This is a genomic window from Pseudomonas sp. NY15354 (assembly GCF_048068075.1).
Lineage (GTDB): Bacteria > Pseudomonadota > Gammaproteobacteria > Pseudomonadales > Pseudomonadaceae > Aquipseudomonas > Aquipseudomonas guariconensis_C.
Window position 1 is genome coordinate 179552 of record NZ_JBLUPV010000010.1, and the last position, 14774, is coordinate 194325.

General features: G+C 61.1%; 6 protein-coding genes. 2 read left to right on the plus strand and 4 right to left on the minus strand.

Translation table 11 applies throughout. The features are described 5' to 3' along the window. Nucleotides 1–7: 7 nt before the first annotated feature. From ACNFCH_RS12865 to ACNFCH_RS12875, 3 genes are all read right to left on the minus strand, one after another. The gene (locus tag ACNFCH_RS12865) at nt 8–3733 is read right to left on the minus strand and encodes a hypothetical protein (RefSeq protein ID WP_416742921.1); all 3726 of its coding nucleotides are present in this window, start codon (nt 3731–3733) and stop codon (nt 8–10) included. Nucleotides 3734–4133: 400 nt separating this feature from the next. Continuing rightward, nucleotides 4134–8693 (minus strand): neuraminidase-like domain-containing protein, encoded by a 4560-nt coding sequence (locus ACNFCH_RS12870; protein WP_337158235.1) that lies wholly within the window; start codon nt 8691–8693, stop codon nt 4134–4136. A 141-nt stretch (nt 8694–8834) separates the two neighbouring features. Further along, complete coding sequence (locus tag ACNFCH_RS12875; RefSeq protein ID WP_416742922.1) at nt 8835–13496, minus strand: Ig-like domain-containing protein; 4662 nt, start codon at nt 13494–13496, stop codon at nt 8835–8837. A gap of 310 nt (nt 13497–13806) precedes the next feature. On the opposite strand from ACNFCH_RS12875, the gene ACNFCH_RS12880 reads away from it, so the two are divergent. Next, nucleotides 13807–14124, plus strand: coding sequence for a DUF2388 domain-containing protein (locus ACNFCH_RS12880; RefSeq protein WP_196171259.1), 318 nt, complete (start codon nt 13807–13809; stop codon nt 14122–14124). 173 nt (nt 14125–14297) lie between these two features. Here ACNFCH_RS12880 and ACNFCH_RS12885 read toward each other — a convergent pair whose 3' ends face one another. After that, on the minus strand, nt 14298–14540 hold the full coding sequence (locus ACNFCH_RS12885; protein ID WP_337158233.1) for a hypothetical protein: 243 nt from the start codon (nt 14538–14540) through the stop codon (nt 14298–14300). Here ACNFCH_RS12885 and ACNFCH_RS12890 point away from each other — a divergent pair. Next, nucleotides 14540–14774, plus strand: a 235-nt coding sequence (locus ACNFCH_RS12890; protein ID WP_416742923.1) for a hypothetical protein, incomplete at its 3' end; no start/stop codon positions are given. The genes ACNFCH_RS12885 and ACNFCH_RS12890 overlap by 1 nt on opposite strands.

The following is a 14774-nucleotide window of genomic DNA, read 5'->3' on the forward strand; positions in this document are numbered from 1 at the left end:
ATTACTTCTACAGACGCACGCTTACAGCGGACACGTCGTTGACGCCCTGCTGTGCCAGCGCCTCGTCCTCCGGAGGAGGACCAGCCTCTTCAGGATTCCAGCCCACGTAGAAAGGGGGCAACTTCCAGACATTGCCCGGGAACACCGTGCTCGTGATCCGGCCCTGGACCCAGCCCGTTTCCATGACCGAGCCGGTCAGCAGCCACTTCACTCGTCCAGCATCCGTCACCTTCACCCACTCGCCCCTTGGCGGCCTTTCCTTCAGGATGCAGCTCGCGCCGTCAGGTAAAAAGTCCAACTGCAGTTGTGCCCCCAGCTTGACCAGCGGACTGCTCGGCGCATAGACAACCGTCGTATGCTCAGGCGACATCAGCCCTGGGGGCAGATCGTTGCGCCAACTGGCACGAAGGCCCATTTCGTCTGTCATCGAGGACGACAACAACCCGCAGTTGCCAAGCGTGATCGGGTCAAAGCCAGTCACATGCAGGCCAACCCCAAACAGTCCGCTGACGTTCGCCCCCGTCAGCTGCCACTCCAGGCCAGCCACCACCATCGATCGCTGCTCGGTGTATTTCGGCGCAGCAGGCACTTGCGCGGCGGTCAGGGTGGCGCCAGTCGTGATGAAGGCCATCCAGGCTTGAGGGGTCACCGTCGTGCCCAGCGGGCTGCCCGACCTTGGCTTGAGCAAAACTTTGCCAGCGGTGTTTCGACGGAAGATCGCGGGCGAGATCTTGTCGCTGCCATCGAGCGTCACCTGCGCTTCGTCCGCCAGCTTCGTGGACATCAGCACATTGGTAGCCAGCTGCGCCGGGGTCTTGAACCCTTCGACACTCACCTGCAGGCCAAAGGTGCCGCTGACATCCTTGCCGGTAAGCGTCCAGGTATGGCCGGCCACGGGGATCTCCACGGGTTGTTCATAGCCCGGCTGAGCCTGCATCTTATCCTGAGGGACGCCTTTGCCCACGACGAACTTGAGTTGGCCTTTGAACGTCGGCCCTTTGCTCAAGGGGCTGGCGGCTTTGGGTTTGAGCACGACCGTCTGGGCCTTGCCACGCCAGAAATGTGGCACCCCGCCCACGACTGCATCTTTGGCCGTCAGGTCGTATTCATCCGCCACCTTGTCCGACAGCAGCAACCAGAGGCCTGTCTTGTAAGGCGTTGTGAAACCTTCTATCTGCAGTTGCAGGCCGAAGGTGCCGCTGACGTCTTGCCCTTTAACACTCCACCGCGGATTGGTGTAGCCACTGTATTTATCGCCATACTTGGGGGTTGATGGCACCTGCTCGGCGGCCAAGGAGCCAGAGCCGTCAAAGACGAGCTGGTACTTCAGTTTCGATTGGGCCACGGGGCTGTTTTTCTTGAGCTGGAAACTGATATCCCGCGGCGTACCGCGACGGAAGATCATCGAGTCCGTCGGTACAGCGCCGTCCACGGTCAAATCGATTTCATCGCGTACGTCCAGCGACAACAGCAAGGCATTGCTCAGTTTCAGCGGCGTGGTGAAACCGGCCATATGCAGTTGCACACCGAAGGTCCCGCTGACCGCCCCACCAGTGAGCTTCCAGGCAGGACTGCTCATGTTGGTGAAGGGCTGGTTATAGTCAGGTTTGGCCTCCACATCCGACTTGGCCAAGGTGCCGCTGGTATCGAATGCCAGCCAGTACTCGAGCCCTGCCGCCTTCAGCGGACTGCCTGAGCGGGCCACGAAACTGACGGTCTGGGCTGTTGCCCGACGGAAAATCGTTGGGCTGGGTACGGCCGCACCGCCTATTTTCAGCTCAGCCTCATCGTTCAGATCCAGCGACAACAGCATGGCGTTGTCCAGCGCCAGCGGCTTGAAGCCTTCCACATGGACTTGTACCCCGAACAGACCACTGACCGCCGCGCCCTTGAGGGTCCAGGTGGTGTTGGCACCGATATCGACCTTGGCGTCGTAAGTCGGATTGGCCACGACCTTGTCCTGGGTCAGATCGCGTTTGATGAACGTCATCCAGCCCTGCAACTTGGCATCGGCCAAAGGGCTGCCATCGAGAGGCATCAGGCTGACGGCACGGTCGGTGGCACGCCGGAAGATGTACTGACCATCGGTGCCCGCAACCGCGACCTTCAGCTCGGCCTCATCGGCAAGGTTCGCCGACAACTGGGCTCCCAGTAGCGAGAGCGGCACTTTCAGGCCGGCATCGGCAGCTTCTTCAGCGTGCAACGTGAACGACCCACTGGTGTCGGCACCGCCTGTGATCGTCCAACTGATCCCGGCCATGTCCATGGTCTGCGGGACACCGACGTTCGGCTCAAGGGTGATGCCCAAAAGCGGCTTACCCTCCGGCCAGCTCAGGGCAATGTCTTTGCCGACGAAATAGCTGTCCGCGCTTTTTGGCTTGATTACCAGCGTGTAGCTGACGCCCCGGGTCAGGCGCAGGGCCATCGCCTTCAGATCAGTGATCGGTTTGCCGTCCAGCACCACTTCCACCTGATCGAGCCAAGGGGACTCGTCAAAGACCGGACAGGTATGTTCAACACTGCTGGCATGCTGCAGAGCGTCCTTGCAGGATGCGGTGAAAACGACCTGATTCGCCTCCCCTGCATCACCCAGCGCAGGGGTGTATGTCAGCTTGGCGTGGCCTTTTTCGTCCGTCTTGATCGGGTAGTTTTTCCCGTTGTAGGACCAGATGACTTCTTTGTTCACCACAGGCCGATCCGGGGCGAAGGGGTTCTTCACGAGGGCCGTCAGGGTGGTGGCATATGCACCCACGACCGGCACCACGCCGTCCCAATCGATTGCCTCGATGACGTGGTGGAAATCCCCCATCTGCGCCGCGATCGAGTGTTTCTGCGCCTGCCAGTAGCTGCCCAGCCCCAGGGCGATATCGGCAGGCAGGTTCTCGGGCAATTTGGCGTCGGCGGTCAGTGTCCAGCTCGCCCCATCTTCGCTCGACAGCGGCAGGTAGTATCTCTCATCGTCCGCGTCCATGTAGTTGAAGTCAGGGTCGGCCGTCAGACCGTACTGGAATGGCGGCGCGGCGCCCTCGTCTATCCAGAGCAGGCTGGTCTTTTGCCCTTCCCAGGCATTGCCGGTCAGTGCCTTCACTATCAGTTGATGGGTCGCACCGTGACACAGCCGAAATGGCCGCATGGACTGAATGATCGGCGCCTCGCCCGGACGCTCGACCAGCAACTGGACATCGCTGGCTTCATCGAATGCCGGAAGGCGCAGGTGAGTGGTCACGTTTCTCAGGTATAGATAGAACGACTCGGTCCTCGGGGTTTCGAACTCCACACGCAGCCGCCGCACACCCTCCGGTATAGCGATCCGCGTTTCGCTCATGCTAAGCCAGTTCGCAGTGGGCTCTACCGGCAGGTACTCAGGCGCGGGAGGCTTACCGCGCAGGCTGTAGTTGAAGAATGGCGCTTCATTGTCATCTGCGTCATACACCCGCAGCCAACACTCCGTGTAATAGGTAGCGTCATACTCACAACTCAGCCAGTAGTCGGGGCGCTCTTTGGCATCCGGCACGACCGGCAGCTCGATGATTTGCCAAAGCTTCCGGTCGCCCCGAATCCCCACGTAGGGCCCTTGGAAATGGGAGAATCCCTCGGGCTTGCTAATTTTCCAGGATGTTTCGGCATCGGGGTTTGCACTGATCGAGCCCGCTGGAAACGATGGATCTTGGACAAGGTTATGACCACGGGTCTCTGGGTTAAAACCGGTATGTTGCGCGTTGATAACATTCACAGCATATAGCCTCTTCAATTTTAAAAGGCGTAGATCAGTTGAGTGACACGCACCGTTCAAGCGATAAATGCGCCGCGCTCAACATACGATTCACGCCATCGAATAATTCACCAAAGAGGCAAGTCAAATAACTCTCAGATCGGTGAGGCGCCACGCCGCTCAACGCTTAAGTATTTTCTGATTTCAACTGTATTAATTTCTGGCGTCCACGATAGTTGAAGTATTGGCGAAAGCGTTCTACTGGGCTTTTATTCAATTGCTACAGCTTCTGTGTCGTTATCGACGACAATAAAAAACCGCCGCACAGTTCAATCTGCGCGACGGCTTCTGACTTAGGGTGTACTTATCTTGGCAATCGCACTTTTAGGAAACTCCGTCTCCACGTGCTCTGCGCTGGTGGTCAGGCTGCGGCGTCTTCGAGCAGTTTTTCCACCGCCTCTTCGAACAGCGGCCCACCGTGCAAGGCGAAGTAGCGGACCTCCAGAATGATGTCGCTCAGGCTCGCCAAGGCGTCGGCCTGGTGGGTATGCCGGGGGAACTGCAAGTGCCAGTCCGACACCGCCCCCGTGCCCTCGAACGGCCGGTAGCGGTCGTCGGCCTCAGGATTGCTGACCAGCCCGACGTCCTGGTTGGCGGACGACAGGCACACCTGCTGCCGCGCGCGCAAGCTCATTATCACGTTGCTGCCGTCGCCCTGTTCCTCGGCGCGGGTCGCCTTGGGCGTCAGGAACTTCACGCCCTCGATGTCAGGTTTGACCAGCAAGCGGCTCTGCTTCTGGGTCAGCGTCGCGCGGATATTCTGGTAAGGCCCGAGCAAGGCAGGCATCGACAGCGCCACGCTGTGCAGGCGGCGCAGGTAATGGCCCGGGTAGTCCTCGTTGAACAGCGATTCGGACAACGTGAAGTCCAGCTCGCCATGCTCGCTGAGCAGGTCGCTGAGCCGCGTCCCCGTATCGACTGGCTTTCCGTCCTTGGCGCACACCAGTCCCTTGTCGATCAGCGCTTGCAGGGAGAGGGTCTTGTGCACCTCCAGGTGCCGCTCGTTGCGCAGCAGCGCTTCGGACTCCAGGCGGTGCAGGTCCAGCCGCAGCTCGTTGCCGGCGTTCAGGCCATAGCGGTCCGCCTGCCAGATCGGCGCCCGGATGATGCGCTTGTCGAACTGACCGGTCTCGAACTGCCAGCACGCCTCGGCGCTGTTGCACAGACTGACCGCCACGTCGAACAGGGTCGCTTGGAGGGTCGCGACCTGAGAGCGCAGCCAGCGGTACAGCGCCACGCTAGTGGACTTGTTTTGGTAGTAGGCATACAGCTGCTGGGTCTGGGCCAGTGCTTTGCGGCTATGGGTGAGCGCCTGCTCTGCGGCCAAAGTGGCGTGCTTCTGTGCGCCCAGTTGCTTGTCCAGGACCTGAAGCTCCTTGCCCGCCAGCTTGGCTTGCAGTTGCCACTCTTGCCGACGGCGGCGGTAGCCTTCGGTTTCACGCAGCAGTTCGGCCGCCGTCGTCATTTGACCGCCTACAGCCTGCATCCCCTGCCCGATCGCCGTCATCGGGGCCTTGTAGCGCATCCCACCGTTTGCCAATCCGAAGGTGTTAGGCGCCATTTCGGCCAAATGGGCTAACCCAGTCACGCCAGTGCCCACATGCGTCAGGGCGCGACCGATGCCATGCAGGCTCATCGCCGCATATTCGCCCCCCGAAATGTGATCTTCGTACAGCTTCGTGTAATGAGCCTGGCGCAGCTCGGTGGCGGCCCGTTGCGCGTGCAGCACATCCTGGCTCTTTTGCTGTTGTTGGTAGAGCTGCTCCTGAATGCCAATGGTGTAGCTGGCGATTTCCGCCGCCTGCTGGAACTGCAAGGCCTCCAGTTCAGTGCGCTCTTCCTGCTCCATCAAGCCACGCAGTTGCTCGCCGAACTGGATCAGCGCCGAGACCACTTCGTGGGCCTTGCCGACGATGGTACGGAAACGATACGGCGGCACCACGGTGCGGTACCCCATCAGGTGCGACAGGCTGGCATTGCCGCCCATGCGCGCCATCAGCAGGTCGAAGGGGTTGGCCGCGGGCGCATAGAGTGGCAGCAGCAGCGGTTGACCATCGATGGTCAGGTAATGGCGCAGGTTGTAGAACCGCTGCTCCAGCAACTGCCAGGTATCGATCAGGTGCTGGTTGACGGGCAGACGGAAGGCCTCATGCGCCGCCACACCGGTCCAGACGAACGTGGCCAGGCGCTTGGGCAGATCCGCCGGAGCTCGCACTTGTGCCTGGCAGGCCAGCAACTGCTCGCCGCGCGATGAGCCGAGCAGTTGCGCCACGGTCTTGGGTTGCCAGGTGTTGATCGTGCGAGCGTTCGGTGCCTCGCCCATCAGGTCGGCTGCACGCCGGTACATCAGCCAGGCGTTGGCCAGACTGTCTCGGGTCGGCTGACGATAATTCAGGTCGGCCTCGCCGATCAGCAGGTGCACGTATTGGTGGAATATCGCCTTGCGATAGTGCGAAGGCGCGTGCAATGCGATGGTGTGCGGGTCAAGGAGTTGGTGCTCGAGGCCGGAAGCCGACGTCCTATCATCCATGATCCAGGCACAGTTCCAGTACTCACGGCCTGGGTTTTCCGTCGACGGCTGCTTGCGTTGCGGGTCGAAGATCAACCCCAGCCACCGCCGGGCGTCCTCGTAGCGCTCCTCCTCCTGCAGACGCGAGGCCACCAGATGGGGGACGTGGAAGAACAGCTCGCGCAGGTACAGGCCGTTGGCGTCATAGGCATTCATCGGCGCATCGTCCTGGGTGCGCAGCCGACCGCCATAGCGCTTGCTGCTCGCCCCTTTGACGAAGGCCGGTTCACGCAGGTGCTGGGCGTCCCAATCGAACACGGCCTGAGGCGAGGCCTGGGCGCGATTGATCAGGTCCGGTACGTGTTGGGAGTTCAGGCGTGCGACCAGAGGCTCTCGCGACCCGCTAGCCCCAGGGCCGATGTTCTCGAACACCAGAAAGTCGGTGCCGCTGGCCTGGCGCGCAATGTAGGGCATGGTGGCATTGCTGATGTTGGCCACCAGGCCCATCTTCAGCGTGAACGTGGTCGTGGAGGTGTTGTTAGCCAGCCCCAGGGTGACCGTGATCTCAGGCTCCGGCTTGTTTTCCTCCGGCTCCCACCCCTGGGTCAACCAGGGCGTGGCCGCATTGCCGTTGAGCAGGAAGGTGCCGGCCCAGGCATCAGACTTGCCAACCATGAGCTTCATTGCTTCGCCCATTGCAGTCAGGGCGTGAACGGTGATGAAGTTACTGGCGTTTTCCAGGATTTGCGCCCCAGCGGTGCCGACCTGCACGCTGAAACCTGCACCTTCACGTACCCCTTGCGCGTCATACGCGGCCAGTGCGGCAGGCAGCTCATCGGCGTTCACCTCCGTGAAGGCCTCGTACCAACCGAAGATGTTCATCTTGAAGTCGGTTCCGAGCAGGTCGACACCTGCCTCTGCCACAGGGTGGATCAGCTTCACGACTTGGAACTGAGGCGCCTTGTTCATCATGCAACGGAACTCGACCTTGCCTTTGGGGGTGGTCCGCACTTGAGCGCGCATCCAGACGCCATCTACCACGTTCAAAATGCGCGAAACGTATACCGCCATCGGTTTGGGGGTGGTCTTCACTTGCCAGGAGCGGCCACGCAGATGCAGCTGGAGCTCGCCGCTGCCTTGCTCCTCCAACAACGCTTCGAGGCTTAGGTAGGGATCATAGCCTGCTGCTCGTGTCACGCTTCTAATCGCCCACGTGCTGTTGGTCACGCGGCGCTGGAAGGCGAGGTTGTCGTCCTTGTCTGCGAAATGCGTGAACAGGCGGTTCAGGGAATCGACGCCAAAGGCCAGGTGCGCGGGAGCCTTCCGTTTGAGCACGTCACGTTGAACCGAGAACAGATCTGTATTCGAGCTCCCGCGTAACGCGACACACAACTCATCGTCACTGCCATGGGCACGGGCGACGGCCAACGCGAGCAGGCGATATTCGGTCGTGTCCAGCGGCTGGCCTTTTTCGATCGGGTCGGTCGCCATGGTCCACAGCGTTTCGGGGGGCGACCACTGGTTGTCCAGTCCCAGGTGCATGATGTCCAGCTTGAGGGTATAGCGTTCGAGTTCTTTCTCTTCTCCATCCTCCTCTTGCACAGGCGGTTCCGACACCGGCTCACCATGGTGCAGCCAGACCAAGTGCAGCCGCCCGCAGAACAGCACCAGGCGAGCCAGGATCACCGTGCTGCCGGCCGGCATGGCGATCGCCTGCCATTGCGTCCACGCGTCCGGTTGAATGGCCGTCGAGGTCTGGTCCAGGCGCACGGCCACTTTTCGCCAGTAGTAGGCCGCAGGCGTCGCCGCATCCTTGCCCAGCAGGTAGTAGTCCGAGTTGGCAAAGGTATAGCCATCGAACTGATCGCCATCCGCGTGATCGCCCCTGTAGTCGATGTAGCCGGACTGCACGCGAATGCTGTTCTGGTGCTCATAGTGCTTGAGGTAGGTCAGCAACGCCTTCTGCACGTTCGCATCGTTGATCTTGCCTTGGCCCAGGTCGTTTTCCAGGGTCTTGAACAGCTCGGTCTTGTCCAGGCGCATCTCGGCGCGAATGTAGTTCTCCGGATAGTCCTCCAGCATCTGGTAGGCGGCCCATAGCGAATAATTGGCCATGGCCTGCTGCCAGAAGGTGATCACCGCGGGGTCCAAGTCCTGGTCATAGCCGGGCTCGAGGTTGCTGATGATGGCGTTGATGTACGTCTGTGTCGTGGCCAGCGCTTGCGCCAGGTAGGAGGTGGTCACCGCAGAGGTGACCTGCGTGTCCAGCAGGAAGTACCGGTCCAGATGGTCGGCCGTCATCATGTTGATCGAAGCGGCCTGGGATTGGTCAGGCAACACGTGGTGGATGACATAGGCACTGAGCGCGTCGCGCCATTGTTCTGCCAGTTTATGAGTCAATGCGTTACTCATGAAGACCTCGGTTCGTAGGGTCGAAGGCGTCGGGCGGCAAATCACCGCCCGCCAGGCAGGGCCAACTGCCCTGCCTGCTATGGCGCCAAGTAAAATTGGGGGCTGCCCCTTGGGAGCAGGGATGTGGCTATGCCGAGCCCGTCAGTCGGTGGAAGGCTTGACGATGACGTCGATCCAGATCGGCGCCATGGTTTGCTCGTAGGACACGCCAAGCTGCAGGGCAGCCTGCTGGCCCAGGCCCGCCGCTACCTTCGTGATGGTCCAGCTCACCACCCCTGCGCTGAACTCGACGTCATTGCCAAGTTTCGGATCTACATCCAGGCCCAGTGAAGGCGCCGAATAGCGCCCGGCATACAGCAAGCGCATCTTGGTCTTGAGCAGCGGATGGCCTTCTGTCACCTGCACGGACAGCGTGTGCGACTCAGGCTCGGCCGTTGCGGACTGGGCAATGACGACCGGCCCCTCGAGAGGCTTGCCGTCGAACAGGATCTGCATGCCCTCGCTCGGCAGGAAGTTCACCGGGGCGAACTCTGCAGGCTTGGCGCCACCCCAGTCCGCGACCACGCTCCGCTCGCCTACTACATTGCTCTTGAGGTGATAGCGGGCGATGCCATCGGGGCCTGTAAGCTTGGTGACCGTCTCTACACCGCCTTCCTTCACGCTCCAGGTAACCGGATAGCGCTCGACCGGCTTGTCATTCTCGCTGACGATCTGGACCTCGTATTCGGCAGCGCTGATGCCATCGGCCAGAGGCCATTTCCCGCTGGCCCAGATGGTGCTTTTCAGGACATTGCTCAGCACCTCGAAGTCCAGCGTCCTGGCGTCATAGTCCTGTGAAGGTTCATCCTGCTTGCTAAGAGTGACAGTAACGCTGACTTCGCCTGCGGCACCGGCCCGCAACACGGCGTACGCCTGGCCCTGCTCATCGCTCTGTTCTTGGGAATCGATCACCTCGGCACCGGTGCAGGACCATTTCAATGGCTGACCGGGGAACGCCTCGTCATTCAGGCCAAGAATCGTCGCGACGACCTTGATGTCATCACCGACGACCGTCCAGGAGGTGAGGTTCAGTGCGCCCACATAAGGCCGATCTTCGAAGGTGACGCGCAGATGGTGCTTGTCTTCGGGCCGGCCCTCATACCAGACGTAGACGTCGCCCGCGCCCGCCTCCTTGCTGCGCAAGGCGATCGTGCTGACGCCTTCGCTGTCGGTCAGCGTTTCGCCCGAAGAGTCGATGAACTCGCCAATACTCGTGGTCCAGTGCAACAGGCGATCGACACCTTTGTTCTTGTGCTTATCAACCAACGTCGTGAGGAAGGTACAGCGGCCCTTGTTGCCCGCCAGCGCCGATGCATGATGTGGTGTGACAGGTTCAAGCTCCAGCGACGCCTCGTCGCAGTCGATGACCACTGGCGGCGCGAAAGCCTTGCTGTCGAGCAGGTAGGCAGCCTGGACATGGGCGATCCCGGTCTGTCGCCCCGACCCCAGGTCAACGGTCGCGACACCGTTCTCGTCGGTGAAGCTGAAGTGGTCCTGCAAGACGCCCAAGTCGGTGGACCATCTGACCCGGATATCGGAAACCGGCTGGTTGTTCATGTCCAGCAGCGTCAGGCTCACGGTGGTTTTTTCTTTAGCGTCCCTGGCGACCAGCAGCGACTTGCTGACCAGACAACGTGTAGACAGACTCTGGCGCAACTCTGTCTCGTCGCGCCGCTGTTCAGACGCTTGGCGCAGGCTGCTCAGCATTTCATGCGCGGCGCTGCGATAGGCCTGGGTGTCGTCATGGGCGCTGAGGCGGCTGAGCTTCATCAGCGAGCCGGCGCTCAGGCCGGTTTTTTCGCACAGCTGGCGGGTGTCGACCAAGGCGCACAGCTGCGCCAAATTGCGAATGATGCCGTCAGGGGTCACCTGGGCCGCCACATCGAGCACCTCACGAATGCCCCAGCCCAGCCAGGCGGCGATCTTCTCGGCCGCGGCGTCCTTGATCAGACGGCGCTCGTTGTCGCTCATTTCACCCAGCGACTCGATCAGGTCGAAATAGCCCAGCAGTTGCTCTTCGGACTGCTTGGCCTGGCGCAGGCAACGCGTGTAGCGCTCCAGTAAGTACAAGGTATGCAATGTCAGTTCGGTGCTCTTGATGCTCCAGCGCGAGCGCTGGGCGCGCACCAGCAGGCTGGAGAACAGGGCCGGGCTCAGGGCGAACTGATTGACGATCCGGGCGCAGCGCTGCATGCGCTGCATCAACGGCATCAGCGCTTTGAGGGTTTCGGACTGAAGTTGGTCCGGGTCGAAGTTCGTCGCGCTCTGCAGCAGCGTATGGGCTTTGCCTTCGGCCCAGTACACCACCGGGATCACGCTGTCGGCCTTGAGCGACAGGAAGTGCGACAGGCGCTCCTGGACCACGCCCCACTGCTGCGAGCGAATCCGCAGCACCACGCCAAGAACCAGGGTCTTCAGGCGTTCGGCCTCGTCGGCAGTGAGCAGCGGCAGCTCGCTTTCCTCGCTGTGCGTCTCGCCTTCGCCCGCTTCGGACTCCGGCACGCGCATCAGTCGCTCGATCACCACTTCGATTTCCCGTGCGGCGAAATGCTCGTACTGAACAGCGTCGAAATCTTCCTCGGAATGGCCGGTGTCGGTGATCAGCCCCTGAGCATCGACGATCTGCGTGAGGTTTTGCTTCCAGCCCTGGGTCCTCAAAGGCATCACGCCAGCGTCGGCGAGCAGGCGGTCGAAGTCCTGGAACGGCATCAGATGGCTCTTGAGCTCGCTGAGCAGCGTGCGGTACTCCTCGGGGACCACATCGGCGGTCTCGATCGGCAGCAGCTGTTGCACCAGCCAGGCGATCGGCAGTTGCTGCGCTTGGCACCAGGCCACGCATCGGCTCAGGGCATGGATGACGCTGAGGGTGTCGGTCTGACTGTAGCTCTTGTACATCGCGTTCTGCGGCGTACCGGCCAGCTGCAGGGCGTATTGGCCTTCGGGGCTCAGGACTTCGAGCAGCGACAGCAGTTCGATGGTGGTGATCGACAGCAGACGGGCCAGCAAGGTGACGCGGTAGAACGCGCTGACGGTCGGCAAGCTGCGTTTGAGCATCGGCTGGCTTTGCCCCTGCATGATCAGGCGCGACAGGTAGCGGAAGGTCTCCATGTTGATCCCAAGCCCCTGGCACAGCTGATCGACCGTGCGCTTGCTCTCGACATCCTCGCTGCCCAGGCTGAACGGCTCGTCATCGAGCACCAGCGGCGTGGTGTTGTCGGCGTTGAACACCCGATCAAAATGGCTGAGGGTATCGCCACTGGCAAAAATGGACATGTCCGACAGCAGCGCGGAAAAGTCCTCGGCGCTGCACGAGAAATGCTCGCGCAGAAACTGGAACACACCCAACGCCCGGATCGTATTGGCGGTCATCCACAACGGGGCCTCGCTGGCGGTCGTCTGGCTGACAGCGGCACGCCGCTCCGCCTCGATGGCCGCGCAGACGACCTGGTCCGTTTCGGCGTATGAAAGCTTCAGCGCCGTGGCCAGGCGCACCAGGCGATTGACCCGGTCGCAACGGGCCTCGGTCAGGTTCTGGAACTGGTGCAGCGTAGGCTCTTTGCTATCGCTGACCACCGACACCGGGGTGTCACTGCCGCTGTTGATGAAACGTGCGCCGAACTGCACGGGCGATGCCGGGGCACGGGATGCATCGACGACCACATTGTCGGAGCGAACCGGCGCATAGGCGGCCAGGGCGAACAGGGACTCCATTTCATCCTGGCTCATGTGCAGGGCCTGGCAGAAGTTCACCACGTTCTGCAGGGTCGGGTAGGCAGGGACACCGAAGTTGTCCTTGAAAAAGCTGACGCTGTTACTCGCTACCTGTTCGGCCCGCCGGGTGGCGGATGTGTGCGGCACGGCCAGCAGTCGACGGGTCTGGGGGTTGAAGCGAACCTCACCGCCGCTGCCGAAGTACGGCGACTCTAGCAGGATGGCGCGCAGGGCCGGGCCCAGGCCTGCGTCCTGTTGCAGGGCGACGTCCGACCACTGGGAATGGGCACCGGGCTGAATGAAGTACGGCGCCTCGATGTCGGACAGCCGCGACACGTCGCTCACCGACAGCTCGTGATGGGTCAGCACCGTACGAATCTGTTCCCAATAATGCTCATAGGGGAACTGCTTGAGCGGGTAGCGCACCTGGAGGAGTTTGTCCTGGGTGGCGGTGATGTCATCGGCCGCTGTTCGCTGGCGCTCGATGGCGCTTTCCATCACATGGTTGACCACCTCGACCTGGGTCACCGTGCGATTCATGGTGTCTTCGTCGAGCGAAAGCTCGTACAGATCCGGACGCCGCGTTTTCAGTGTCACGGCTTTGAGTTCGTTCCCCTTCGGCTCCAGGTGCTGTTCCACGAAGGTCAGCATGTCGATCAGGTAGGCCGCCGGCGAAGTGGTGGCATCCACGGCTTGTGGATGGGTGTGGTTGCCCCAGGACGGTGCGAACTGGTTCTCGAAGGTCGGGCCATTGGTCTGCGCCAATGGGCCCTTGAGTTCATCGGCAGCTCTGCGGGTCGCGGCGCTCAGGCGGTTTTCGCGAAACTCACGCATCATTGCCGCCGATGCCACGTCCAGGCGGTCCTTCAGTCGCTGGGCCTGTTTGACATGCAGGCCTGGAAAGCGCTGCATCAACGCGACAGCAGGCTTACCCTGCAGATCCAGCAGCGTGTCCTGGGCGAAGGCTCTGGCGCCTAACGTGCTTTTGATACTGGGTTCGGTTTCGAGGATTTTGTCGAGTAGGTTGGGTTCGTGATCACTGTGGTCAGACATCTAGGGCTCCCTTGGCATACGAGCGATCCATCCCGAACGAGGCCGTCTGACGGCACTGCCGGGCGTTTCCATGGATGCTATTCCTGCTGTCCAGCGGCCTGAACTCGCAGATCTGTAGGGCGCCTACCAGTTGACCTATCGGAAAGTTGCCCCCCCTTTCCCCCTTGCCCAGCGACCGCGCTCATCCCCTCCTCGCTCAAATAGCTGCACTGGGGGGGTGACCGACAAGCAGCCGATGGAACTCCGCAGTACCGTCACCGCTCTTAACAACATGCAGTAAATCCCTTGGGCTTCACCTGGAGGTCTTGCCATGCGCCATCTACTGCTCGTTCCTTCGTTCTTGCTCCTGCTCCCGGCAGGGGCTGCCTTGGCTGGTGTGGATGCTGGCGATGTCGCCACATCGGCAGGGGTCTCCGCCTCGCTGTACTCGACCTTCAAGGACGACAAACGGATCATCCCGGCCCGCGATGAGCTGTCGGCGTTCGTGGCCAGTGGAGGGGTCATCCGCGGCGCCTATGTGGAGTCGGCGCTGGAGCAGGCCCGCAAGGACAACCCTGGCCTGCAGGCCAGTGACGAGGAGCTGGCCAACGCGCTGCTCTCCCAGGACGATCCCTTGACCGATAACTGACGTTGACCTGCATTCACCCACCGCGTACATGAAACCCAAGGGCCGCATTATTGCGGCCCTTTTTTCCCTTTAAAATGCGCCACACGCCAACGCCCTTATTCAAGTCAAGAATGGGATTGCCCCTACAGAACCTGACTTTTTCTTTTTGTAGATTCTGGCCCCTGAAAGCCTCCTTACGCTGTTAGAACTTGCACCCATTGCACTTCCAAACCATTGCGTTTGGCGGCCTCGTGACATCTATCGAAAAGATGGAAGTTGCTTTCAACCGCTTCGCTTTGGTGTTGGTTATTTCCTCTTTCACTATCCATTGAGTGTGCCAAAAAACTGTTGATCGCTTGCGAGCGGGCAATGGCTGGGCGAAAAAACAACGCCATCGCGAAGTTACATTTCAGGCCATCAGGGACTGGTAACTTCATTGAAAAAGCACACTTTGTACGGCGGGCCTCCCTTCGGGACGCGGGCCGTTGCCTGGCTCAACATCGGCGTCCAGGCCGTTCTTCCACTGACCCTGGCATTGGCCACCCCTTCGGCCAGCGCCGTGCCCGACACCCAACCGGCCCAGCGATCACCGGCTCACCTCCACACCTTCGCCATGGGCGAGACCCTGGCCTCGATCGCCACCCACTACACCACCACCATCGCCACCCTGC